At 57.7% G+C, this 24,490-nt stretch carries 21 protein-coding genes; 2 read left to right on the forward strand and 19 right to left on the reverse strand.

Annotated features, from left to right (window positions below):
* Positions 1 to 2: 2 nt before the first annotated feature.
* The 19 genes from AC193Q_RS11850 to mtnA form a co-directional block, all read right to left on the reverse strand.
* Positions 3 to 1,370 carry an ABC transporter ATP-binding protein gene (locus AC193Q_RS11850; protein WP_121186563.1) on the reverse strand — a complete coding sequence of 456 codons (1,368 nt, stop codon included), beginning with the start codon at positions 1,368 to 1,370 and terminating at the stop codon, positions 3 to 5.
* Positions 1,360 to 2,178: an ABC transporter permease gene (locus AC193Q_RS11855; protein ID WP_121186565.1), complete on the reverse strand. Its 819-nt coding sequence runs from the start codon at positions 2,176 to 2,178 to the stop codon at positions 1,360 to 1,362. Before AC193Q_RS11855 ends, AC193Q_RS11850 begins: the two co-directional genes overlap by 11 nt.
* A 117-nt stretch (positions 2,179 to 2,295) precedes the next feature.
* Positions 2,296 to 3,303 carry a glycosyltransferase family 2 protein gene (locus AC193Q_RS11860; protein ID WP_121186567.1) on the reverse strand — a complete coding sequence of 336 codons (1,008 nt, stop codon included), beginning with the start codon at positions 3,301 to 3,303 and terminating at the stop codon, positions 2,296 to 2,298.
* 365 nt (positions 3,304 to 3,668) lie between these two features.
* Entirely contained in the window at positions 3,669 to 4,631 is a 963-nt protein-coding gene (locus tag AC193Q_RS11865; RefSeq protein WP_121186569.1) for a UDP-glucose 4-epimerase family protein, read from the reverse strand.
* Positions 4,628 to 5,551, reverse strand: coding sequence for a glycosyltransferase (locus AC193Q_RS11870; protein ID WP_121186571.1), 924 nt, complete (start codon positions 5,549 to 5,551; stop codon positions 4,628 to 4,630). The genes AC193Q_RS11865 and AC193Q_RS11870 overlap by 4 nt, the downstream gene beginning before the upstream one ends.
* 53 nt (positions 5,552 to 5,604) lie before the next feature.
* Positions 5,605 to 6,495 carry a glucose-1-phosphate thymidylyltransferase RfbA gene (rfbA, locus tag AC193Q_RS11875; RefSeq protein ID WP_121186573.1) on the reverse strand — a complete coding sequence of 297 codons (891 nt, stop codon included), beginning with the start codon at positions 6,493 to 6,495 and terminating at the stop codon, positions 5,605 to 5,607.
* The gene (gene rfbD, locus AC193Q_RS11880; protein ID WP_121186575.1) at positions 6,492 to 7,385 is read right to left on the reverse strand and encodes a dTDP-4-dehydrorhamnose reductase; all 894 of its coding nucleotides are present in this window, start codon (positions 7,383 to 7,385) and stop codon (positions 6,492 to 6,494) included. The genes rfbA and rfbD overlap by 4 nt, the downstream gene beginning before the upstream one ends.
* On the reverse strand, positions 7,382 to 8,458 hold the full coding sequence (gene rfbB, locus AC193Q_RS11885) for a dTDP-glucose 4,6-dehydratase (RefSeq protein WP_121186577.1): 1,077 nt from the start codon (positions 8,456 to 8,458) through the stop codon (positions 7,382 to 7,384). The genes rfbD and rfbB overlap by 4 nt, the downstream gene beginning before the upstream one ends.
* A gap of 220 nt (positions 8,459 to 8,678) precedes the next feature.
* The gene (locus AC193Q_RS11890; RefSeq protein ID WP_121186579.1) at positions 8,679 to 8,918 is read right to left on the reverse strand and encodes a LapA family protein; all 240 of its coding nucleotides are present in this window, start codon (positions 8,916 to 8,918) and stop codon (positions 8,679 to 8,681) included.
* Positions 8,919 to 8,945: 27 nt separating this feature from the next.
* On the reverse strand, positions 8,946 to 9,242 hold the full coding sequence (gene ihfB / locus AC193Q_RS11895) for an integration host factor subunit beta (protein WP_003189779.1): 297 nt from the start codon (positions 9,240 to 9,242) through the stop codon (positions 8,946 to 8,948).
* A gap of 153 nt (positions 9,243 to 9,395) precedes the next feature.
* Entirely contained in the window at positions 9,396 to 9,674 is a 279-nt protein-coding gene (locus AC193Q_RS11900) for a hypothetical protein (RefSeq protein WP_047295550.1), read from the reverse strand.
* A gap of 196 nt (positions 9,675 to 9,870) precedes the next feature.
* Complete coding sequence (rpsA, locus tag AC193Q_RS11905; protein ID WP_095668626.1) at positions 9,871 to 11,553, reverse strand: 30S ribosomal protein S1; 1,683 nt, start codon at positions 11,551 to 11,553, stop codon at positions 9,871 to 9,873.
* Between the two features lie 119 nt (positions 11,554 to 11,672).
* Positions 11,673 to 12,362 (reverse strand): (d)CMP kinase, encoded by a 690-nt coding sequence (cmk, locus tag AC193Q_RS11910; protein WP_007963625.1) that lies wholly within the window; start codon positions 12,360 to 12,362, stop codon positions 11,673 to 11,675.
* Positions 12,359 to 14,566, reverse strand: coding sequence for a bifunctional prephenate dehydrogenase/3-phosphoshikimate 1-carboxyvinyltransferase (locus tag AC193Q_RS11915; RefSeq protein ID WP_483879556.1), 2,208 nt, complete (start codon positions 14,564 to 14,566; stop codon positions 12,359 to 12,361). The genes cmk and AC193Q_RS11915 overlap by 4 nt, the downstream gene beginning before the upstream one ends.
* A 28-nt stretch (positions 14,567 to 14,594) precedes the next feature.
* On the reverse strand, positions 14,595 to 15,707 hold the full coding sequence (gene hisC / locus AC193Q_RS11920; protein WP_182401955.1) for a histidinol-phosphate transaminase: 1,113 nt from the start codon (positions 15,705 to 15,707) through the stop codon (positions 14,595 to 14,597).
* 13 nt (positions 15,708 to 15,720) lie between these two features.
* On the reverse strand, positions 15,721 to 16,815 hold the full coding sequence (pheA, locus tag AC193Q_RS11925) for a prephenate dehydratase (protein WP_041069374.1): 1,095 nt from the start codon (positions 16,813 to 16,815) through the stop codon (positions 15,721 to 15,723).
* Positions 16,815 to 17,900, reverse strand: a complete 1,086-nt coding sequence (serC, locus tag AC193Q_RS11930) for a 3-phosphoserine/phosphohydroxythreonine transaminase (protein ID WP_047295554.1) — start codon at positions 17,898 to 17,900, stop codon at positions 16,815 to 16,817. The genes pheA and serC overlap by 1 nt, the downstream gene beginning before the upstream one ends.
* 231 nt (positions 17,901 to 18,131) lie before the next feature.
* Complete coding sequence (gene gyrA / locus AC193Q_RS11935; protein WP_047295556.1) at positions 18,132 to 20,786, reverse strand: DNA gyrase subunit A; 2,655 nt, start codon at positions 20,784 to 20,786, stop codon at positions 18,132 to 18,134.
* A 425-nt stretch (positions 20,787 to 21,211) separates the two neighbouring features.
* The gene (gene mtnA, locus AC193Q_RS11940; RefSeq protein ID WP_095668624.1) at positions 21,212 to 22,288 is read right to left on the reverse strand and encodes an S-methyl-5-thioribose-1-phosphate isomerase; all 1,077 of its coding nucleotides are present in this window, start codon (positions 22,286 to 22,288) and stop codon (positions 21,212 to 21,214) included.
* 108 nt (positions 22,289 to 22,396) lie between these two features.
* Between mtnA and AC193Q_RS11945 the strand changes: the two genes are divergently transcribed.
* Positions 22,397 to 23,731 (forward strand): TRZ/ATZ family hydrolase, encoded by a 1,335-nt coding sequence (locus AC193Q_RS11945; RefSeq protein WP_041069362.1) that lies wholly within the window; start codon positions 22,397 to 22,399, stop codon positions 23,729 to 23,731.
* A 58-nt stretch (positions 23,732 to 23,789) separates the two neighbouring features.
* A complete protein-coding gene (gene ubiG, locus AC193Q_RS11950) occupies positions 23,790 to 24,488 on the forward strand; it encodes a bifunctional 2-polyprenyl-6-hydroxyphenol methylase/3-demethylubiquinol 3-O-methyltransferase UbiG (RefSeq protein WP_041069358.1) in 699 nt (232 codons plus the stop codon).
* Positions 24,489 to 24,490: the final 2 nt, after the last annotated feature.

A 24,490-nucleotide genomic window follows, 5' to 3' on the forward strand; every position in this document is an offset into this window, starting at 1 on the left:
GATTAATTATGCTCAACACTTGAAGTGGTAAAGGCTGCAATACACTTGAAATCCACCGTTCCGGTCGCGGTTATTGCGGTTTCCGGCAGAACACGAAACAGGCATGCGTCGATCAGGCGGTGCAGGTAGGTTTCTCCCTCCCCGACGACACCCACCACCCCCGAGTTGAGGAAATAGGTGCCCGGGTTCAGGTTGCACTCAAACTTGAACTCGACGTCCATTTGCGCGTCGGCTGCAACGTAAGTAATCGAGTCCTGCGCGTTGGCTGCACTGGCAGCACCACCGATCTCGATACCTGCCAGCGTTTTGATCATCATGCCAAAGCGGACAGCCACCGCGCCTGTCGAAAACGATACGCGGTAGGTATAGCGATAGCTGTCACCACGCTTGAGGCAATTGACCTGTTTGCCGGCGGCATTGAGGATGCGTGGATCGCTGATAAGAACCCCGTGAGATTCGTAGGACATCACGCTTTTGGAGACGATATGAGGATCGAAGTACTCTTCCAGACCGTTGTCCGAGGCCTGCGAAGCCTCGACAGCAACCACTGAACGTTGCGCTTCTCGCTCCAGTTCGAGTCGTTCAAGTGCGCCTGATTTGATCGATTCGCGAATGTCGAGAACCTTGTCGGCAGGCGCATACAGCAGTTTCTGGTATTGACCGACGATGACCTTCGGCACACCCTCGGCAAGCTTTTCGCCCTTGTCCAGAAGAATCGCGCGGGTACACAGTTCAATGACCGCGCTACCGGAGTGCGATACGAACAGGATAGTGGCGCCACTGGCTTTGATCGCTTCGATGCGCGCAAAGCATTTACGCTGAAACAGTTCGTCGCCGACGGACAATGCCTCATCGACGATCAGGATTTGTGGATCGACGTTAATGGCGACAGCAAAAGCCAGACGTACCATCATGCCACTGGAATAGGTCTTGACCGGCTGATCGATAAATTCGCCGATTTCCGCAAATGCCTCGATTTCGGCAAAGCGAGCGTTGGTTTCCTCTCGCGTAAGACCGAGTACCGCGGCATTCATGTATACGTTTTCGCGTCCGCTGAATTCCGGATTGAACCCGGATCCCAGTTCCAGCAAGGCAGCCACACGACCATGGGTCAGAATATCGCCATGAGTCTGATTGAGGGTGCCGCAGATCATCTGTAGCAGAGTGGATTTACCGCTACCGTTACGCCCCAAAATACCGACCGTTTCGCCACGTTCAATGGTGAATGAGACATCTTGCAGGGCCCAGAACTCACGGAAGTACTGTTTGCGGCCGCGAGCGAACATCTGCATCAGCCGATCTCTCGGCTTGTCGTAGATATGAAAGCACTTGCTCAGATTATTGACGGCAATTGCTGCATTAGAGGACATCAGCGAACCCTTTACGCGTTTTTTGGAACCACGCAAATCCTAGCCATAAGACAAGGGCTGCAGCGATATAGTAGAAACCCAAGTGCAGAAAACTCGGCAGCTCTCCCCGGAAAAGCAACGCCCGTGTATCTTCGATTGCGGGTGTCAGCGGATTCAGGAACAACAGGTGCCGGTACTGTTCGGGCAATGCCGTGATCGGATAGAAAATCGGCGACAGGAACATCAGAACGGAAGTGCAGACTCCAATGATCTGACTCACATCTCTGAGGTAAACCCCAATCGAGGCTAGAAACCAGACCAGCCCCACAACGAAAATCATCAGGGGCGCGAGAAATACCGGCAACAGCAAAACCGTGTACTGCAACTTTCCGAAGAAAATCAGGTAAGCAATCAACCACACGCTAAGACTGACAAGGAAATGAAACATGGCGGCGCCCAGCGTTACCCAAGGAAGAATTTCCAGCGGGAATACCACTTTCTTTACATAGTTGACATTGCCGACAATCAGACCGGGAGCCCGGTTAATACACTCGGCGAACAGATTGAACACGATCAGGCCGGCAAACAGCATGAGCGCGAACTCGGTCTTCGAGCTGCTATCCACACTCCATCGGGCTTTGAACACGACGCTGAATACAAAGGTGTAGATCACCAGCATCACAATCGGGTTGAACAATGACCACAGCATGCCCATGATCGAGCCGCGGTAGCGTCCGACAATTTCCCGCTGCACCAGCGCTCGAATGAGACCTTTATTGCGCCAGATGCCATTGAGCATCTCCTTGGGCGAAGTCGAAAAGTTCAGCATTTTTTCAAAACCTCAATAAATCCGAGGGAGTTTAAATTCCCCAGCAAACTCTCTCGCCCAACCATTACTTGAATTACCACAGAAATCTTCCTGAAAGGAGCCAAGCCCGGCTGCGTGTCAGATTCCATTGAACAACGTCGCCAAAACCAGCCCAAGGTTGCCCCATAAGGATTGCCGGTAGACCCCGGATCTTCGTAACCAGATGACCCGGGCCAATCCTCGAGAGCTTCGCGCTCGCTGAAACCGATCCAGCCTCATCCGGCTTTCTTCATTCAACTGGAACCGGATCGATTCCAGTGCTGCAATATTCTTTTGATTCCACCCACGAAAACGACCGCGAAACTGCATGCGAACCCGCATCAACTGCACCATCACGCCCGACGCAGCACCGATGACATTCGCATCATGTTGCCTGTAGAGAATCGTCGGGCTGGTATCGTAAATCACACTGCCGCCCGCACCGGCAACGAGGAGATAGGCCCACCAGTCATGAGATACCACATCCAGATCCTCGCCTGCCTGTTGAAACAGCTGTCTGGCCGCCTGGTTGAACACCATTGTGTTTCCACCACCTACACTCTGCACCAGTGCATTAGCAAATCCGACCGGACGCTCGAACAAGGGTGACAAGCCAATACGCGCTCCCTGCTCGTCAATCAACTCGGTTCTGCCACAGTACAGCGCCGGACTTTGCGAAGACGTTTCCTGAAGTTTTTGCAGGGCGCATTCCAGCTTGTTCGCCTGCCAGATATCGTCTTGATCTGCCCAGGCGAAGTAGTCGGCTTCAATCGTTTTGTCACACGTCAATGAGAGGAAATTGGCGGCGTAACCGGACCTCGGTCCTTGACGGACAGAGAGTTTGCCGTCCCCCCAGCGTTCGGAGTATTCACGCAGCAATTCCAGGGTTGAGTCGGTGGAACCATCATCCGAAACCACGACAAACCAGTCAGGGCAAGTCTGTCGCGCGATGGACTCCAACTGCTGAGCCAGAAACCGCTCACCATTGAAGGTGCACAATAGAATCGCAATCCGCACCTTGGTCCCGGCGAAATCCGATCGACCATGATCCACATCGTGATAATCCGAATTGTCATTTTGGACAACCGGGGAAAGGGGGGCTACCACCGAGCACTCCGTTGCTGAAATGATAAAATTTTGCCTGCGACAGCCCGTCTATTGAGGGCGAGCGACCCCTTGGCCGATCGAGCCGCACAAGGGCTCATGCGTCGCTCCAAGTCGCGCAAAATTTGCAATTATAACGACGAAGCCTTGCCATTTGATAGCCCAGTGACATTATCGTTTTCCACCGCCCGGTGCTGATATGGAAAACTGAACATTAGTAACCCTGAGCCTGGCGCTCGAACATCGACAATGCGCCACCGCGCCGGGGGCGTAGGGTACCAAGCGCGCCGCGAGCAAAAAAGGGTAGCAGTTTGCCAACGCCCGAAAACAAACGTGCCTCCCACGAGGAACAATCGGGCAATGCGACCTCAGCGCTGGAGCCTGGAATCATGATGCCCCGCCGTTTGACGCAGCGCCTGCTCCACCGTGATGACAGGCGACCAGCCGAGAACCGAGCGGGTTTTACCGATATCGACCTGCAGCGAACCACACAGGCGTTGAGCCAAAGCACGCTGCCCGAGCAGCGACGCAGCGCTACTCAGCAGCCATGAGGGCACTGGCAGTAAATATGATTTTACGCTCAGCGCAACGGCCATACGGCGGAGCAGTTGCGAGGTAGAAAGATCCTCCCCATCACTGACCAGGAATACCTGGCCAGCAGCAGCCGGATGACGAATGCAGACGGCAATCAAATCGACCAGGTTGCCGATCGCAACCAGACTGCGCTGATTATTTATCCCGCCGAGCGGAAGTGGCACCCTCCGGTCGAGCCAACGCATCATATTGAAAAAGTTGGCTTTGACACCTGGCCCATAGATCAGGGGCGGCCGAATGATGACAACCTCCATTCCCGTCTCTTTGCCGACCTGCATCAACTGCTCTTCGGCCTCCCATTTGGATACGCCATACGGGTCAACGGGGGCGGGTCGATCATCAGCACAAAATGGTTGCCCAGGCTGGGTCATCTCGCCATTGACCTTGATCGAACTGATAAAGATGAACCGCCTGACGCCCGCGCTCGCGGCATGCCGGGCAAGGCGCACAGAGCCCTCGACGTTTATCCTGCGAAACTCCTGCAGCGGATCGGCCGCCACATCGTTCATCACATGCACACGCGCCGCGCAGTGAATGACTACTTCGACACGCTCAAGGCCCGGCAAGGCGCGATCCCCCTCCAGATCGAATGCAACGACCGGACAGAGTCCACTCAGCCTCGTCTCACCACGAACAGCAGCGACAGGTGTGAACACTTTGTCTCGCAATAAACGAAAGATCAGCGCCTCACCCACAAAACCGGTTGCGCCTGTTACCAGAACTCGTGGACCGCTCATTTGGCTTTTTTTCCAACTACCGCCGTCGCCCAGCAGATACAAAAGAAGAACAACTTATCGCGCACTCGCCGTCGACATTTCCAGGCACTCATTGAAAGCCTCAACAACTGCCACCTCGACAACGAAAACCACTGCTTGACGAAAGCATCATGTTCAAGCCCAACCAAACGCGTGATCGTTTTAACTTGTGAAAACCACCAGCCGTCATGGATGGTCTTGTAGCGCGCAATCAGCGAGTTGATGCCCGTATTGGCCCCTACCTGATTTCGCTCGTGCTGGCGATAGTCCATCGAAGGCTGCTCATCAATGAACCACTCGAAACCTCTACTTCGAGCAAAGGCGTAGCAGTACCAATCATGGAGACTGACTTCCTGCAACTCGCTCCAGTTGGCAAGCATGCAGGCCTTGAGCGGACTCGATAGCTGGCGACTGAACACATACGTGCACCCCGGACCAGCCGCCTCGAACAGAAAATCCCAAGCAGTATGAGGCTGAGCCTTATCGAGTAGATGTGTGCGGCCGTCTGGCCAGAATGCAACAACGTTACTTGAGTAGGCGTCTACTTGCCGATCACCGATCTGACGGATTGCTCGCTCAAGTTTTCCCGGATACCAGACATCATCCTGATCGGCGAACGCGACAAACTCGTACTCTTCAATCGGTACATCGCGAATCAACCTGAAGAAGTTGCGTGAGGCTCCACCGAAAGTACCAGCGCCAGGCAGCACGACGACGGCAGGATGCCGAGCCGCATAGGCATGACACCACGACTCGGTTCCATCCGTTGAAGAGTCAACACTGATATGAACGGTTACATCGACGCCAGACTGCTCAAGAATCGAATCCAGTTGCTCTTCGATCCATTGCATTCCATTGAAGGCTGCCAGCAAAACCGCAACCTTGGGATGTTTTACTGGCATAGCTTTCCTGCTCGGACTGGTTGAACGCTCCCACTCGAAACGAGGTGTTTCAGTCAGTGGGAAGGTGAGTCCAGCAATTTTTGCAAATACTGGCCGTAGCCGGTTTTCTTCAAGGCGTCGGCCTGCACTGCCAACTGTTCTGAAGTGATCCAGCCATTGTGGTATGCAATTTCTTCCAGGCACGCCACTTTCAAGCCTTGACGCTGCTCAATGGTGTGGACGAAGTGACTCGCCTCAAGCAGAGAGTCATGGGTGCCTGTATCCAACCACGCAAAACCACGCCCCAGCATCTCGACATTAAGGGTTTGCTGTTCGAGATAAGCACGATTCACATCGGTGATTTCCAGCTCGCCGCGCTCGGACGGCTTGATCTTCTTCGCAATATCGACGACTTGATTGTCGTAGAAATACAGACCTGTGACCGCGTAACTCGATTTCGGCTTAACCGGCTTTTCTTCGATACTCAGCGCACGACCAGCAGCATCAAACTCCACAACACCGAAACGCTCAGGATCGGAAACATGGTATCCAAAAACGGTTGCACCTTGCTGACGGTCACTGGCGGAGCGCAGGTTATCGGAGAAATGCTGACCATAGAAAATGTTGTCTCCCAGGATCAAACAGCAAGGATCATTACCGATGAACTCTTCACCAATGATGAAAGCTTGCGCCAGCCCATCCGGGCTCGGTTGTTCGGCGTAAGTCAGTTTGATGCCATAGAGACTGCCGTCTCCAAGCAACTTACGGAAGCATGGCAGATCGTCCGGCGTCGAGATAATCAGAATTTCGCGCATTCCTGCAAGCATCAACACTGACAACGGATAAAAGATCATCGGCTTGTCGTAGATTGGCAGCATCTGTTTGGACACACCAAGCGTCAGAGGATGCAGACGCGTGCCCGAACCACCGGCGAGAATGATGCCTTTACGATTTGTCGTGGTCATTTATTCAGAACTTCCCTAAGCATTCGGGTTACACCACTTTGCCAATCCGGCAAGTGTAGAGAAAAATTGTCGCACAGCTTCTGTGTATTCAAACGTGAATTCAACGGGCGGCGCGCCGGAGTTGGATAGGCAGTGGTATCAATCGGATTGATTGCCGTGACAGCGAGCTCTTCACCATGGGCTTTGGCAAAACTGATTACCAGGCTCGCGTATCCGTGCCATGACACTTCGCCGGCAGCCGCCAGATGGTAGATGCCCGAAAGTGCCGGGCGATGCACGACCTGCTGGATTGCCAGAGCAGTAACATCAGCAATGAGATCCGCACCCGTCGGGGCACCTACCTGATCGGCAATGACGCCCAGTGATTCGCGATCCTTGGCCAGGCGTAACATGGTTTTGGCAAAGTTGTTGCCACGAGCGCCATAGACCCAACTGGTACGAAAGATCAGATGCTTACAGCCCGAGGCTGCAATTGCCTGCTCACCTGCCAGCTTGCTGGCGCCGTAATGGTTCACCGGAGCGACAGCATCGGATTCTTGCCAAGGCGTCGAGCCTTCCCCGCTGAATACGTAATCAGTCGAATAGTGGATCAGCCAGGCATCCAGCGATGCGGCCTCCTGCGCCATGACTCGACTGGCCTCACCGTTTACACGATCAGCCAGCTCAGTCTCGGACTCGGCTTTATCGACAGCTGTGTAGGCCGCCGCGTTGACGATAATGTCGGGCCCAACCTTGCGGATCGTCGCGCGCAGCGCATCCAGCTCAGACAGATCACCACTCAAACCTTCGAGCGGGTGCCGATCGAGGGCAACCAATTCCCCAAGCGGTGCCAGGGAGCGCTGCAGCTCCCAGCCGACCTGGCCGTTTTTGCCCAGCAGGAGAATTTTCATACCTTATTCGTACGGTCAGCGTAGTTCTGGTCAATCCACTGCTGGTAGCTACCGCTCTTGACGTGAGCGACCCATTCAGTGTTGCCAAGATACCACTCGACAGTCTTGCGAATACCAGTTTCGAACGTTTCTTCCGGCGTCCAGCCGAGCTCGCGCTGGATCTTGCTGGCGTCGATAGCGTAACGCTGATCATGTCCAGGACGGTCCTGCACATAGGTAATCAGACTCGCATGAGGACGATGGGCAGAATCTGGACAAAGTTCATCGAGAAGAGCGCAAAGCGTATTCACAACTTCAATGTTCTGTTTCTCGTTGTGACCACCGATGTTGTACGTTTCACCGATGACACCCTCGGTGACAACTTTGTACAACGCACGCGCATGATCTTCTACGTATAACCAGTCACGCACTTGATTACCTTTGCCATAAACCGGCAATGGTTTTCCTTCAAGTGCATTGAGAATGATCAACGGGATTAACTTCTCAGGGAAATGACAAGGACCGTAGTTGTTCGAGCAGTTTGTGACCAATGTCGGCAGACCATAAGTACGAGCCCAGGCGCGAACGAGGTGGTCAGAACTGGCCTTGCTCGCCGAGTACGGTGAGCTTGGCTGATATGGCGTCGTTTCCGTGAAGAGATCCTCCGGACCTTCAAGATCTCCGTAAACTTCGTCAGTAGAAATATGATGGAAACGGAAGTTGGCCTTACGCACATCATCCAGCGCCATCCAATATTGGCGTGCAGCTTCCAACAGTGTGTAGGTGCCAATGATATTGGTTTGGATAAACTCGGATGGACCGGTAATCGAACGATCTACGTGGGACTCAGCAGCCAGGTGCATTATCGCATCCGGCTGATGTTCACGCAGAACACGGTCGATCTGATCACGATCGCAGATATCAACGCGCTCAAATGCATAACGCGGATCCTGGCTAACTTCTGCCAGGGACTCCAGGTTACCGGCATAAGTCAACTTATCGACGTTGACCACAGAGTCGGTAGTGTTGGAAATGATGTGACGGATCACTGCCGAGCCGATGAACCCGGCGCCGCCGGTAACTAGAATTTTCACGCGAAACCATACCCTTGAGCTGCGGACAGTGGCACGAACACTGTCTAATCCATGAATGCAGAAGCCATCAACCTGAAGGGTTCCGTCAGAGCCAGTCTGAATCGACGTGGAAAAAACCACTATCGAACAAGGATTGCATTTTACAGCTTAATGAACGTTTTACTAATGGATATGGACAGGCGACGAACCAAATTTGAATGATAGCCCGTAGTCGTCGATCTCAGACCAGACGCTTGCGCGCCGCTCTGGACGAACGTCCCAGAAACCACCCCAGAATCGGACCAATCAACATGCCAACGAGCAGTGCGATGACCACCACCACAGAGAGCGGAAGCTGGGGACCCGACAAACCGAGGAACATTAATGAGATGGACTGCTGATTCTCAAGCACAAACGCAAGAACCGCCAACACCAGCAACAATATGAAGACACCTAGAAGTATGCGCTTGAGGTTACGCACAAGTAACTCCTCGAGAGATAGCGACTGTCAAACCCCCTCCTCCTCTTCCTCATTCACCCGGTCACGCAATTCCTTGCCTGGCTTGAAATGCGGAACAAACTTGCCGTCAAGGCTGACAGACTGACCGGTCTTTGGATTGCGACCGACGCGCGGCGCACGATAATGCAAGGAGAAGCTGCCAAACCCACGGATCTCGATGCGATCACCGGTAGCGAGGCACTGGGACATTTGTTCAAGCATGGTCTTGATGGCCAGCTCCACATCCTTGGATGAGAGTAGCCCTTGATGGGTGACAATTCGTTCGATCAACTCCGACTTCGTCATATTTTTCCCTTCTTTTTCAAGCAGCTAGATCAGCGCTTGAAAGGTTTTAGCACGCCCGGAAGATTTTGAACAGCCCAGGGATTGACATATCTTTCTCGGCATCAAAACGCCCGTTTTCAGCACACTAAAGCACTGAACAGGAGCAACGCTCATTCAGCGACACATCACCAGCATGGTTCGAGTGACGTAGCCCGCGGGATTGAAGCCAAACGGATATTCATCCTCATCTTTGGCCTGATCAGATCGGGTGATCACCCGGTAACCCGCCCCCTTGCACTCCTTCGCCGCGCGCCTTTGGCACTTCTCCCAACCCGACCCCAAACCGGAGCAGTCAATCTCGATACCACTGACGCCACGCACCGCATGCGTCTTGGCACTGGTGGTACAGCCAGCCAAAATCAACACAGCAATCAACACAATAAATCTGTTCATCCACTTCCTTATGCCAGGCAACGCCCGACTACTGCACGACTACTACCCACAGCTTAGTCGCGAATAGGCGATTGATCCGATTAAAGAAACAGACAACCCGCTGAAGGGAATGGTTTCACCGCTGTCTCAGCCCCCACCAAATCGCAGGCACAAAAAAGGGCGACCGAAGTCGCCCTTTTTCATGATCAAGCAGAACTTAGTTCTGTTTGGCCATTGCTTGCTTCAACAGAGCAGCCATGGTGGTATCGGCTGGAGCTTCCTGAACGGAGTTCAGGCTCTGGATAGCTTCTTTCTCTTCAGCGTCATCTTTCGACTTGATCGAGAGCTGGATTACGCGGCTCTTGCGGTCAACGCTGATGATCTTGGCTTCAACTTCCTGGCCTTCTTTCAGAACGTTGCGCGCGTCTTCAACGCGGTCACGGCTGATTTCGGAGGCTTTCAGGGTCGCTTCGATGTCGTCAGCCAGAACGATGATGGCGCCTTTGGCGTCAACTTCTTTCACGGTGCCTTTAACGATAGCGCCTTTGTCGTTAACCGAGACGTACTCGGAGAACGGATCGCTTTCCAGTTGCTTGATGCCCAGGGAGATGCGCTCGCGCTCTGGATCAACCGACAGGATGACTGTGTCCAGCTCGTCGCCCTTCTTGAAACGACGTACGGCTTCTTCGCCCACTTCGTTCCAGGAGATGTCGGACAGGTGAACCAGACCGTCGATGCCGCCGTCCAGACCAATGAAGATACCGAAATCGGTGATCGACTTGATGGTGCCGGAGATCTTGTCGCCCTTGTTGAACTGGCCAGAGAAGTCTTCCCATGGGTTCGACTTGCACTGCTTGATGCCCAGGGAGATACGACGACGCTCTTCGTCGATGTCCAGAACCATGACTTCCACTTCGTCGCCGACTTGTACGACTTTCGAAGGGTGGATGTTCTTGTTGGTCCAGTCCATTTCCGAAACGTGCACCAGACCTTCAACGCCTTCTTCCAGCTCAGCGAAGCAGCCGTAGTCGGTCAGGTTGGTTACACGAGCGGTAACGCGAGTGCCTTCTGGGTAACGGGCTTTGATAGCAACCCATGGATCTTCGCCCAGTTGCTTCAGGCCCAGGGAAACACGGTTGCGTTCGCGATCGTATTTCAGAACCTTGACGTCGATTTCATCACCAACGTTGACGATCTCGGAAGGATGCTTGATGCGCTTCCAGGCCATGTCGGTAATGTGCAGCAGGCCGTCCACGCCACCCAGATCGACGAATGCGCCGTAATCGGTGAGGTTTTTGACGATACCTTTGACTTGCTGGCCTTCCTGCAGGGATTCCAGCAGAGCTTCACGCTCGGCGGAGTTCTCGGCTTCGAGGACGCTGCGACGGGAAACGACAACGTTGTTGCGCTTCTGGTCCAGCTTGATGACCTTGAATTCCAGCTCTTTGCCTTCCAGGTGCGTAGTGTCGCGCACTGGACGGACGTCAACCAGGGAACCTGGCAGGAACGCACGGATGCCGTTAACGTCGACAGTGAAGCCGCCTTTAACCTTACCGTTGATAACGCCCTTGACCACTTCCTCAGCTGCGAAGGCTGCTTCCAGAACGATCCAGCATTCAGCGCGCTTGGCTTTTTCACGGGACAGCTTGGTTTCACCGAAACCGTCTTCAACCGAATCCAGAGCAACGTGAACTTCGTCACCGACATTGATAGTCAGATCGCCAGCGTCGTTGTAGAACTGTTCCAGCGGGATGAGTGCTTCAGACTTCAGGCCAGCGTGAACGGTTACCCAGCGAGCCTGGTAATCGATATCAACGATAACACCGGTGATGATGGAGCCTGCCTGAAGGTTCAGGGTCTTTAGGCTTTCTTCAAAGAGTTCCGCAAAGCTTTCGCTCATTTTAATTCCTGTAGATGAGGGCGAAGAATACGCCCATCTCCACACCCCAGACGGTGTGGGTTAGTTTCATTTAAAAGAAGCGCTGCAGGACTATGACTGGTCCCCTGCGGCCTTCTTGGTCACCCGGCGATATCGCGAATGGCGATCTCGCTCATGATGCGTTCAAGCACCTGATCGATGGACAACTCCGTGGAATCCAGCTGAATCGCGTCGGCCGCCGGCTTGAGCGGGGCCACTGCACGCTGGGTATCACGCTCGTCGCGTGCACGGATCTCATCTAGCAGACTCGACAGACTAACATCCTCGCCTTTGCCCTTCAACTGCAAATATCGGCGGCGCGCCCGTTCCTCGGCGCTGGCGGTCAGGAAGATTTTCAATGGTGCGTCAGGAAAAACCACTGTGCCCATGTCGCGCCCATCAGCCACCAGCCCCGGCGCTTCCTGGAAAGCGCGCTGGCGCTGCAGCAGCGCCTCGCGCACTGCCGGCAGCGCAGCTACCTGGGACGCGCCCGCGCCGACGCTTTCTGTACGGATGACATCGCTGACTTCATCACCTTCCAGAATGATGCGCTGCAACTGGCCTTCGGTCGCCGCGATGAACTGCACATCCAGATGAGCCGCCAGCTTTTTAAGCAACTCTTCATTGGTCAGGTCGACACCATGGTTGTGCGCAGCGAACGCCAGCAGGCGATACAGCGCACCGGAATCCAGCAGGTTCCAGCCCAGACGCTTGGCCAGAATCCCGGCGACCGTGCCCTTGCCCGAACCGCTTGGCCCATCGATGGTGATGACCGGTGCAATGTTTTTCACGACTGAGCCTCTTGTGCCACACGAATGCCGACCTGCGCGCACAGCGCGAGGAAGTTCGGGAACGACGTCGCGACATTGGCGCAATCATGGATGCGGATCGGCGCAGTGGCGCGCAGCGAGGCCACGCTGAAGGCCATGGCGATACGGTGATCGCCGTGACCATGCACTTCGCCACCACCGATCTGGCCGCCATCGATGATGATGCCGTCCGGGGTCGGCTGGCACTTGACGCCCAGCGCCAGCAAGCCGTCCGCCATTACCTGGATGCGGTCCGATTCCTTGACGCGCAACTCTTCAGCACCCGTCAGCACAGTACGACCTTCGGCACAGGCCGCCGCCACGAACAGCACCGGGAATTCGTCGATGGCCAGTGGCACCAGCGCTTCCGGAATCTCGATACCTTTGAGTTTAGCCGCCCGCACGCGCAGGTCGGCTACCGGTTCGCCACCGACTTCACGCTGGTTTTCCAGAGTGATATCGGCGCCCATCAGCCGCAGGATGTCGATAACGCCGGTACGGGTCGGGTTGATGCCGACGTGCTCCAGCACCAGCTCGGAACCTTCGGCAATCGAGGCCGCCACCAGGAAGAACGCCGACGACGAGATATCGCCCGGCACTTCAATGTGGGTCGCGGTCAGCTTGCCGCCGGACTCGACCGACGCGGTCGCGCCGTCAACAGTCACCGGGTAGCCGAAGCCACGCAGCATGCGCTCGGTGTGATCACGGGTTGGAGCCGGTTCAGTGACGGTGGTCTTGCCTTCCGCGTACAGACCCGCCAGCAGCAGGCAGGACTTCACCTGAGCACTGGCCATCGGCATGGTGTAGGTCAGGCCTTTCAGCTTGTGCCCGCCACGAATGGTCATTGGTGGACGACCTTCGGCAGCGGTTTCGATCACGGCGCCCATTTCCCGCAGCGGATTGGCCACGCGATTCATCGGACGCTTGGACAGCGACGCATCGCCCGTCAGGGTGCTGTCGAAGTTCTGCGCCGCCAGCAGGCCGGACAACAGACGCATCGAGGTACCGGAGTTGCCCAGATAGATCGGGCCAGGTGCCGGCTTCAAGCCATGCAGGCCAACGCCGTGAATGGTCACGCGACCGTGGTGCGGGCCTTCGATGACCACGCCCATGTCGCGAAATGCCTGCAAGGTCGCCAGGGCATCTTCACCCTCGAGGAAACCTTCCACCTCGGTCACGCCTTCGGCCAGCGAGCCGAGCATGATCGAGCGGTGGGAAATCGATTTGTCACCTGGTACGCGAATCCGACCGGACAAGCGGCCACCAGGTTGAGCCAGAAAAATCAGATCGTTGGAATTCATAGCGTCCACATAGGCCCTGCGGGCCAGGATTTTACTGAAATGCTCGCGGGCAACCCGGGCGCGCGTGAAGACGCCCAACAATTGGTGCCCATCCCCTGCATCGACCGCGTCGCGCAAGGCGTCGAGGTCGCTGCGAAATGTATCGAGTGTGCGCAGGACAGCCTCGCGGTTGGCGAGGAAGATGTCGTGCCACATCACCGGGTCGCTTCCGGCGATTCTTGTGAAATCGCGGAAACCGCCCGCAGCGTAACGGAAGATCTCAAGGTTTTCATTGCGTTTGGCCAACGAGTCGACCAGACCGAAGGCCAGCAAGTGCGGCAGATGACTGGTCGCAGCCAACACTTCGTCGTGGCGCTCGACCTGCATGTGCTCGACATCGGCACCCAGCTCGCGCCACAAGCGATCAACCACCGCCAGTGCGGCCGGATCGGTTTGCGCGAGCGGGGTCAGAATCACCTTGTGCCGACGGAACAGCTCAGAGTTGGAGGCTTCCACCCCGCTCTGCTCGGAACCGGCAATCGGATGGCCCGGCACGAAACGCCCCGGCATGCCGCCGAACGCCTCGGTCGCCGCGCGCACCACATTACCCTTGGCGCTGCCGACATCGGTCAGAATCGCCTGACCCAGATCGACACTCGCCAGACGCGCGAGCACCTTCTCCATGGCCAGAATCGGCACTGCCAGCTGAATCACGTCAGCACCCTGACACGCAGCAATCAGGTCGTCTTCGCAACGGTCCACCACACCCAACTCGACCGCCAGCTTGCGCGATTGCGGGTCGAGATCGACCCCGACCACTTCACGGCAGATGCCGCTTTCACGCAAGCCTTTGGCAAACGAACCACCGATCAACCCCAGACCGACCACCACAAGGCGACCGATCATAGGTGCAGCAGATTGCAGAGCAGTGACATCACCCACGAGCCAGAACCTTGCGCAGCGCTTCAAGGAAGCGGCTGTTTTCCGCCGGCAGACCGATGGTCACCCGCAGGTGGTTCGGCATGCCGTAATTGGCCACCGGACGCACAATCACGCCTTCACGCAGCAGCCCCTGAAAAATCGGCGCAGCGACCTGACCAAGATCGACGCAGATGAAGTTGCCCTTGGACTCGATCCAGTTCAGACCCAGCTCACGGAAACCCGCTTGCAGTTGCTGCATGCCGGATTCGTTGAGCTGACGGCTTTGCGCCAGATACTCGTCATCCTTCAACGCCGCACAGGCTGCGGCCAGAGCCAGGCTGTTGACGTTGAATGGTTGGCGCACACGGTTGAGCACGTCCGCTACTACCGCAGTGGACAGGCCATAACCAACGCGCAGCGCTGCCAGGCCATAGGCCTTGGAGAACGTGCGCGATACCAGCAGATTCGGGTACGCCGCGAGGAAATCCAGACCGTCCGGCAGGTCGCTGCCTTCGGCGTACTCGATGTACGCCTCGTCCAGCACCACCAACACATGTTCCGGTACATCTTGCAGGAACTCGTCCAGCGCTTCGGCGCCGAACCAGGTGCCGGTCGGATTGTTCGGGTTGGCAATGAACACTACACGAGTGTTGGCATCGATGGCCGCGAGCATCGCAGGCAAGTCGTGCCCCCAGTCCTTGGCCGGCACCACTTTGGCCTGCGCGCCGACCGCCTGGGTGGCGATCGGGTAAACGGCAAACGCATGCTCACTGAACACGGCGTTCAGACCCGGCGCCAGATAGGCGCGCGCCACCAGCTCGAGAATGTCGTTGGAGCCGTTGCCAAGGGTTACCTGGTTCAGCTCGACGCGGCACTGCTCGGCCAACAGCGATTTCAGCGCGAAGCCGTTGCCGTCCGGATAACGGGTCAGCTCGGCCAGCTCATCGCGGATTGCCGCCAGCGCTTTCGGGCTGGCGCCCAGCGGGTTTTCATTGCTTGCCAGTTTGACGATTTTCGCCGGATCCAGATCCAGCTCGCGCGCCAGTTCGTCCACAGGCTTGCCCGGAACGTACGGCGAAAGTTGTTGCACGCCCGGCTGTGCCAGAGCGAGGAAGTTGCCACTCATTTGCTACCGCCCCTTAAAGAACTGCTTTCGGGTAGGAACCCAGCACTTTGAGTGCTACTGCTTCCTGACTGATCTTTTCCAGCACACCCTTGATCAACGGATCACGGTGGTGGCCGACGAAGTCGATGAAGAACACGTAGGTCCATTTGCCACTGCGCGACGGACGGGTTTCGATCCGGGTCAGGTCGATCCCGTTGTCATGGAACGGCACCAGCAGCTCATGCAGCGCGCCAGGCTTGTTGCTCATCGAGACGATGATCGAGGTCTTGTCGTCGCCGGTCGGCGGCACTTCCTGGTTACCGATCATCAGGAAGCGCGTCGAGTTGTCCGGACGATCTTCGATCTTTTCCGCCAGACGGGTCAGACCATACAAGCCAGCAGCCATGTCGCCGGCAATCGCCGCCGAGTTCCATTCACCCTTGACCCGCTTCGCCGCTTCGGCATTGCTCGCCACCGCCACGCGCTCGACATTCGGATAGTGCGCGTCCAGCCACTTGCGGCACTGGGCCAGCGACTGGGCGTGGGAGTAGATGCGGCTGATGCTGTCGGTCTTGGTGTTTTCACCGACCAGCAAGTGATGGTGAATGCGCAGTTCGACTTCGCCGCAGATCACCATGTCGTGCTCGAGGAAGCTGTCGAGGGTGTGGTTGACCGCGCCTTCGGTGGAATTCTCCACCGGCACCACGCCAAAATTCACCGCACCCGCCGCGACTTCACGGAACACTTCGTCGATCGCCGCCATCGGCTTGCTGATCACCGCGTGGCCGAAGTGCTTCATCGCCGCTGCTTGAGTGAAGGTGCCTTCAGGGCCGAGGTAAGCCACTTTCAATGGCTGCTCGAGCGCCAGGCACGAGGACATGATTTCGCGGAACAAGCGCGCCATCTCTTCGTTGCCCAGCGGCCCCTGATTGCGCTCCATCACGCGCTTGAGCACCTGGGCTTCACGCTCGGGACGATAGAACACCGGCACTTCGCCTTCGGCCAGCGAAGCCATCTTGACTCGCGCAACTTCCTGGGCGCAGCGCGCACGCTCACTGATCAGTTCCAGGACCTTTTCGTCCAGAGCGTCAATACGCAGGCGCAGGGCCTTGAGTTCTTGCTCGGACATCAGCCGTGTTCCTTCTCGAATTCAGCCATGTACGCCACCAGCGCGTTGACGGCGTTGATGTCGACGGCGTTGTAGATGGAGGCGCGCATGCCGCCCACGGAGCGGTGGCCCTTGAGGTTGAGCAGACCGCGCGCATCGGCACCGGCCAGGAACGGTTTGTCCAGGCGATCGTCAGCCAGACGGAACGGCACGTTCATCCACGAGCGGTCCGACTTGTTGATCGGGTTGCTGTAGAGGCCACTGGCGTCGATGAAGTCGTACAGCGTGCGCTGCTTGACGTCATTCAGTTTGGCGATCGCTTCAACACCGCCCTGCTCTTTCAGCCACTGGAACACCAGACCGGAGAGGTACCAGGCCAGGGTCGGCGGAGTGTTGTACATCGAACCGTTGTCGGCCGCGACCTTGTAGTCGAGCATGGTCGGGCACAGCGAACGTGCCTTGCCCAGCAGGTCTTCGCGGATGATGTTGACGACGATACCGCTCGGGCCGATGTTCTTCTGGGCGCCGGCGTAGATCATGCCGAAACGCGAGATGTCGACCGGACGCGAGAGGATGTCCGAAGACATGTCAGCCACCAGCGGCACGTCACCGGTTTCCGGGATCCACTGGAATTCCAGACCGCCGATGGTTTCGTTCGGCGCGTAGTGAACGTAAGCGGCGTCTTTCGACAGCTTCCACTCGTTCTGACCCGGGATGGCGAAATAGTCGTAAGGCTTGGCGGTGGCAGCAACGTTGACGTGGCCGTAGCGCGAAGCTTCGTCGATGGCTTTCTGCGACCAGATACCGGTGTCGATATAGTCGGCGCTGCCGTTTTCCGGCAACAGGTTCAGCGGGATCTGCGCGAACTGCTGGCTGGCGCCACCCTGCAGAAACAGCACTTTATAGTTCGACGGGATATTCAGCAGGTCACGCAGATCCTGCTCGGCCTGGGTGGCAATGGACACGAACTCATCGCTGCGATGGCTCATTTCCATGACCGACAGACCCTTGCCATGCCAATCAAGGAGTTCACCCTGGGCACGCTGCAGGACAGCTTCAGGAAGCGCCGCAGGACCGGCACAGAAGTTATAGGCTCGCTTGCTCACATCCAATCTCGCTCTGATTTGGTGGTATCACGCAAAAAATCACACTACCGATCAACACAGTCCTGTGGGAGCGAGCCTGCTCGCGAATGCATCACCGCGGTGCGTCAGAGGTACCGCAGCGCCTGCTTTCGCGAGCCGGCTCGCTCCCACAGGGGATCTCCATGATGTCGAAATTTCATACCAGACAAATAACAAGGGGGCGAATTTTCATCCGCCCCCTCGCTTGTCCGCTTATTCCTGCGGCTCTTCGTCAGCTGCGGCGTCGAGTTGCTGGTCCTCGGCAACGTCGTCGATCACGACATCTCCCTCGAACCCGGCACCCTCTTCACCTTCAAGCTCGTCGCCTTCGACCTCCGATGGCTCCTGAACCCGCTCCAGACCGACCAGAGTTTCATCCTTGGCCAGCTTGATCAGAGTCACGCCCTGGGTGTTACGACCCAGGCTCGACACTTCGTCGACACGGGTACGTACCAGCGTGCCCTGATCGGAAATCAACATGATTTCTTCGCCGTCGAGCACCTGAACCGCACCGACCAGACGGCCGTTACGCTCGTTGCTGACCATGGCGATCACGCCTTGACCGCCACGCTTGTACTCTGGGAACTCGGTAATCGCGGTGCGCTTGCCATAACCACGCTCGGAAGCGGTGAGGATCTGGCTGCCTTCTTCCGGGATCAGCATCGAAATCAGCTTCTGCCCTTCCGGCAGACGCATGCCGCGTACACCACGGGCGGTACGGCCCATGGCACGGACGTCGGACTCTTTGAAACGCGTCACTTTGCCGCCGTCGGAGAACAGCATCACTTCGCGCTCGCCATCGGTGATGGCTGCGGAGATCAACACGTCGCCTTCGTCCAGCTCCAGCGCGATCAGACCGACGCTGCGCTGACGGCTGAAGGATTCCAGCGGGGTCTTCTTCACGGTGCCGTTGGCGGTCGCCATGAAGATGTAGTGACCTTCGGTGTATTCCTCGACCGGCAGCATGGTGGTGATGTATTCACCGTCATCCAGCGGCAGCAGGTTGACTAGCGGACGACCACGGGCGGCGCGGGATGCTTCGGGAATTTCGTAAGTCTTCAGCCAGTACACCTTGCCCTTGCTGGAGAACAGCAGCAGCGTGGTGTGACTGTTGGCCACCAGCAGGTGAGCGATGTAGTCCTCATCCTTGACGCCGGTCGCCGATTTGCCTTTGCCGCCACGACGCTGAGCCTGGTACGCAGCCAGTGGCTGGGTCTTGGCGTAGCCACCGTGGGAAATGGTCACGACGCGCTCCTCTTCCGGGATCATGTCGCCCAGGGTCAGATCGAGACGCGCATCGAGAATCTCGGTGCGGCGCACGTCGCCGTATTCGGCACGGATCACTTCCAGCTCTTCGCGGATCACTTCCATCAGGCGCACGGCGCTGTTGAGGATGCGGATCAGCTCGCCGATCTGGTTGAGGATCTCTTGATACTCGGCCAGCAGCTTCTCGTGCTCCAGACCGGTCAGACGGTGCAGACGCAGTTCCAGAATGGCTTGCGCCTGTTCTGGCGACAGGAAGTACTTGCCGTCGCGCAGACCGTATTGCGGATCGAGGTTTTCCGGACGGCACGAATCGGCGCCGGCACGCTCCACCATCGCCACCACTGCCGAGGATTCCCAAGGGGTGCTGACCAGCGCTTCCTTGGCTTCCGACGGAGTCGGCGACGCCTTGATCAGGGCGATCACCGGGTCAATGTTCGACAGGGCAACGGCCTGACCTTCGAGGATGTGACCACGCTCGCGGGCCTTGCGCAGCTCGAATACGGTACGACGGGTGACCACTTCGCGACGGTGACGGACGAAGGCTTCCAGCAGATCCTTGAGGTTGAGGATGCGTGGACGGCCGTCGATCAGCGCGACGATGTTGATGCCGAATACCGATTGCAGCTGGGTCTGGGCGTAGAGATTGTTGAGGATCACCTCAGGCACTTCGCCGCGACGCAGCTCGATCACGACGCGCATACCGTCCTTGTCGGACTCGTCGCGCAGCTCGGTGATGCCCTCGAGCTTCTTCTCTTTGACCAGTTCGGCGATCTTCTCGATCAGACGCGCCTTGTTCAGCTGATACGGCAGTTCAGTAATGACGATCTGCTGACGACCACCGACCTTGTCGATGTCTTCGATGATCGAACGCGCACGCATGTAAATGCGGCCACGACCGGTGCGGTAGGCTTCGATGATGCCGGCACGACCGTTGATGATCGCGGCCGTCGGGAAGTCCGGACCGGGGATGTATTGCATCAGCTCGTCGACGGTCAGCTCGGGATTGTCGATGAGGGCCAGGCAACCGTCGATGACTTCACCGAGGTTGTGCGGCGGAATGTTGGTCGCCATGCCCACGGCAATACCGCTGGAACCGTTGACCAGCAGGTTCGGCACGCGGGTCGGCATGACCGCCGGGATCAGCTCGGTACCGTCGTAGTTCGGCACCCAGTCCACGGTTTCTTTGTGCAGGTCGGCCAGCAGTTCGTGCGCCAGCTTGGTCATGCGCACTTCGGTGTATCGCATGGCCGCAGCGTTGTCGCCGTCCACCGAACCGAAGTTGCCCTGACCGTCAACCAGCAGGTAACGCAGGGAGAAAGGCTGAGCCATGCGGACGATGGTGTCGTACACCGCGGTATCACCATGCGGGTGATACTTACCGATCACGTCACCGACAACACGGGCAGATTTCTTGTACGGCTTGTTGAAGTCGTTGCCCAGCTCGCTCATCGCGAACAGTACGCGACGGTGCACGGGCTTGAGGCCATCGCGCGCATCCGGCAGTGCACGGCCGACGATTACGCTCATTGCGTAGTCGAGGTAGGACTGTTTCAGCTCGTCTTCGATATTGACCGGGAGGATTTCTTTGGCCAGTTCGCCCATGAGAAGCCTGATTCCTTTTTCTGGTGAAACTTCGTCATATCCATATGGGATGTACGAAGCTCGTCGGGGCAGGCTGAGTGCCGTGCGCCGACTTACGACAAATCAACGGATAGAACCACGGATTTGCGCAGTAAAGACAGCTCCGCGAAGCTGCCTCGGAAAACGCCGGATGTTATCACAAGAGCCGCCACGCACCTATCCCCCAGATGCGCATGGAGCATAGTTAGTTGACCGATGACAGGCGTAAAGGGGACGAGAGAGGCTCAGAGCTTCTTTGAATGCAGTTTTGAGGTCAGGTTTTGCGATGTTTATTGACTTTCAGGCCCCCATCGCTGGCAAGCCAGCTCCCACAGGATCGGTGGCGAGCACCAGACCTGTAGGAGCTGGCTTGCCAGCGATGGCGTCCTTGCAGACGCCGCGACCCATCAATGCAGACGTTTGCGGCACATCAACTGAGCCATTTTCGCCGTATCCGGCCGCTCGACGATGCCCTTTTCAGTGACGATCGCGTCGATCAGATCCGCCGGCGTCACATCGAACACCGGGTTGAACGCCTCGACGTCCGCCCCCACGCGCTTGCCACCGACCTCCAGCAACTCGGCGCCATCACGTTCCTCGATCGGGATGTCATCGCCACTGGCCAGATGCATGTCGATGGTCGAACTCGGCGCCACCACCATGAAGCGCACGCCGTGGTGCATGGCGTTGACCGCCAGTTGGTAGGTGCCGATCTTGTTCGCCACATCGCCATTGGCAGTGATGCGGTCAGCACCGACGATCACCCAGGTCACGCCTTTGGTTTTCATGATGTGCGCGGCGGCGGAGTCGGCATTGAGCGTCACCGGAATGCCTTCGTTCGCCAGCTCCCAGGCGGTCAGGCGCGACCCCTGCAGCCACGGGCGGGTTTCATCGGCGTAGACGCGCTCTACCATGCCTTCGAGATAGGCCGCGCGAATCACCCCCAGCGCGGTACCGAAACCTCCGGTGGCCAGAGCGCCGGTATTACAGTGAGTGAGAATCGCCTGGGCGTTGCCCTGATGCTTGCGGATCAGATCGACACCGAGCTGAGCCATGGTCAGGTTGGCTTCGCGGTCGCTTTCATGAATGGCGATGGCTTCAGCTTCCAGTGCCGCCAGCGGATCGGCGTTTTCTTTCAGCCGGTCCAGGCGATCGTGCATGCGGTTCAGCGCCCAGAACAGATTGACCGCCGTCGGCCGGGAATCGGCGAGCAAGGCGAAATCCTCTTCCAGCGCCGCGTACCAGTCACCCCCCTCAGCGATCCGTGCGCGGGCCGCCAGCACAATGCCATAGGCCGCACTGATGCCGATGGCCGGCGCGCCACGCACCACCATCGAACGAATCGCCTCAGCCACACCGGCAGCGCTGGTGTAGGCAATCCAGTTTTCCTCAAACGGCAAAATACGCTGATCCAGCAGGTGGAGCGCGCCATCTCGCCAATCGATGGCCTTTACTTTCTCCGCAGCCAACAGTCGATCGCGCATCCCTCACCCCGCACTCATGAACAAAAGCCGCCGATTATAGCGATCCCCCCGCGAAGACGCTCGGGTATACTTCGCCATCCTTTACAAAAGCACTGGAACCGACCCTCGATGCCGAAACCTGCCATTGCGCTCGACTTATTATTGCTGCCGACCTGGCTGGTACCCGTCGAACCTGCAGGCGTTGTGCTCAAGGAACACGGCCTGGGCATCCGTGACGGTCGCATCGTGTTTATCGGCCCGCGCGCCGAAGCATTGAAGTGTAACGCCACTGAAGTCCGCGAATTGCCGGACGTGCTGCTCAGCCCGGGCCTGATCAACGCCCACGGGCATGCGGCGATGACCCTGTTCCGTGGCCTGGCCGACGACCTGCCGCTGATGACCTGGCTGGAAAACCACATCTGGCCGGCCGAAGCCAAATGGGTCGATGAAGATTTCGTCCGTGATGGCACTGACTTGGCGATTGCCGAGCAGATCAAAGGTGGCATCAGTTGCTTCTCGGACATGTACTTCTTCCCGAAAGTTGCCAGTGAGCGCGTGCACAACAGCGGCATTCGCGCACAGATCGCGATTCCGATCCTCGATTTCCCGATCCCCGGTGCCAGCAGCGCCGATGAGGCCATTCGTCAGGGCGTCGAGCTGTTCGGCGATTTGAAGCATCACGAACGGATCAAGATCACTTTCGGCCCTCATGCACCCTACACCGTGGGCGACGAGAACCTGGAAAAAATCCGCGTGATCGCCGAAGAGCTGGACGCGTCGATCCACATGCATGTCCACGAAACTGCCTTCGAAGTCCAGCAATCGCTGGAGCATCGCGGCGAGCGGCCACTGGCCCGCCTCGCTCGCCTCGGCCTGCTCGGCCCGCGCTTCCAGGCGGTGCACATGACCCAGATCAGCGATGACGATCTGGCATTGCTGGTAGAAAGCAACACCAGCGTGATCCACTGCCCGGAATCGAACCTGAAGCTGGCCAGCGGTTTCTGCCCGGTGGAGCGTCTGTGGCAGGCTGGCGTGAACGTTGCCGTCGGCACCGATGGCGCAGCGAGCAACAACGACCTCGACCTGCTCGGCGAAACCCGCACCGCCGCGCTGCTGGCCAAAGCCGTCGCCGGCTCGGCCACCGCGCTGGACGCCCATCGCGCGCTGCGCATGGCCACGCTCAACGGCGCCCGGGCTCTGGGCATTGAGGCACAGGTCGGTTCGCTGGAGATTGGCAAGGCTGCAGACATCGTCGCCTTCGACCTGTCCGGCCTGGCCCAGCAACCGGTCTATGACCCGGTGTCACAGCTTATCTATGCCACCGGCCGCGACTGCGTGAAACACCTGTGGGTCGCCGGCAAACAGTTACTCGACGACCGGCGCCTGACCCGCCTGGACGAACAACAGCTGGGCGCCACCGCCCGGGCCTGGGGCCAGCGCATCAGCGGCCACTCAGAATCGTAAACACCGCGGAGCAGACTTCGCGGCTACAGCCTTTTTCAAGTTTTTCGAGGAATAGATCATGAGCAACGTCGACCACGCCGAAATCGCCAAATTCGAAGCCCTGGCCCATCGTTGGTGGGACCGTGAAAGCGAGTTCAAACCACTGCACGACATCAATCCGCTGCGCGTCAACTGGATTGACGAGCGGGTCAATCTGGCCGGCAAGAAAGTTCTCGACGTCGGTTGCGGCGGCGGCATCCTCAGCGAAGCCATGGCCCAGCGCGGCGCTACGGTAACGGGCATCGACATGGGCGAAGCGCCGCTGGCGGTCGCGCAACTGCATCAATTGGAATCCGGGGTCAACGTCGAGTACCGACAGATCACCGCTGAAGCCCTTGCCGAAGAAATGCCCGAGCAGTTCGACGTCGTAACCTGCCTGGAAATGCTCGAACACGTACCGGACCCGTCGTCGGTGATCCGCGCCTGCTACCGCATGGTCAAACCGGGCGGCCAGGTGTTCTTCTCGACCATCAACCGCAACCCGAAGGCGTACCTGTTCGCCATCGTCGGTGCCGAATACATCATGAAGCTGCTGCCACGCGGCACCCACGACTTTAAGAAATTCATTCGCCCGTCCGAGCTGGGCGCCTGGAGCCGCATCGCCGGCCTGACCGTCAAGGACATCATTGGCCTGACCTACAACCCGCTGACCAAGCACTACAAGCTGGCCAACGACGTTGACGTCAACTACATGATCCAGACCCTGCGCGAGGAGTAAGC

This window comes from Pseudomonas sp. F2, assembly GCF_057174385.1.

Excerpts from the sequence above, each read along its gene's own strand:
- AC193Q_RS11850 (WP_121186563.1), bottom strand. The coding sequence starts at position 1,370 with ATGTCCTCTAATGCAGCAATTGCCGTCAATAATCTGAGCAAGTGCTTT.
- AC193Q_RS11855 (WP_121186565.1), bottom strand. The coding sequence starts at position 2,178 with ATGCTGAACTTTTCGACTTCGCCCAAGGAGATGCTCAATGGCATCTGG.
- AC193Q_RS11865 (WP_121186569.1), bottom strand. The coding sequence starts at position 4,631 with ATGAGCGGTCCACGAGTTCTGGTAACAGGCGCAACCGGTTTTGTGGGT.
- AC193Q_RS11870 (WP_121186571.1), bottom strand. The coding sequence starts at position 5,551 with ATGCCAGTAAAACATCCCAAGGTTGCGGTTTTGCTGGCAGCCTTCAAT.
- rfbA (WP_121186573.1), bottom strand. The coding sequence starts at position 6,495 with ATGACCACGACAAATCGTAAAGGCATCATTCTCGCCGGTGGTTCGGGC.
- rfbD (WP_121186575.1), bottom strand. The coding sequence starts at position 7,385 with ATGAAAATTCTCCTGCTGGGCAAAAACGGCCAGGTCGGCTGGGAGCTG.
- ihfB (WP_003189779.1), bottom strand. The coding sequence starts at position 9,242 with ATGACGAAGTCGGAGTTGATCGAACGAATTGTCACCCATCAAGGGCTA.
- AC193Q_RS11900 (WP_047295550.1), bottom strand. The coding sequence starts at position 9,674 with ATGAACAGATTTATTGTGTTGATTGCTGTGTTGATTTTGGCTGGCTGT.
- rpsA (WP_095668626.1), bottom strand. The coding sequence starts at position 11,553 with ATGAGCGAAAGCTTTGCGGAACTCTTTGAAGAAAGCCTAAAGACCCTG.
- AC193Q_RS11915 (WP_483879556.1), bottom strand. The coding sequence starts at position 14,566 with ATGATCGGTCGCCTTGTGGTGGTCGGTCTGGGGTTGATCGGTGGTTCG.
- hisC (WP_182401955.1), bottom strand. The coding sequence starts at position 15,707 with ATGAGTGGCAACTTCCTCGCTCTGGCACAGCCGGGCGTGCAACAACTT.
- pheA (WP_041069374.1), bottom strand. The coding sequence starts at position 16,815 with ATGTCCGAGCAAGAACTCAAGGCCCTGCGCCTGCGTATTGACGCTCTG.
- gyrA (WP_047295556.1), bottom strand. The coding sequence starts at position 20,786 with ATGGGCGAACTGGCCAAAGAAATCCTCCCGGTCAATATCGAAGACGAG.
- mtnA (WP_095668624.1), bottom strand. The coding sequence starts at position 22,288 with ATGCGCGATCGACTGTTGGCTGCGGAGAAAGTAAAGGCCATCGATTGG.
- AC193Q_RS11945 (WP_041069362.1), top strand. The coding sequence starts at position 22,397 with ATGCCGAAACCTGCCATTGCGCTCGACTTATTATTGCTGCCGACCTGG.
- ubiG (WP_041069358.1), top strand. The coding sequence starts at position 23,790 with ATGAGCAACGTCGACCACGCCGAAATCGCCAAATTCGAAGCCCTGGCC.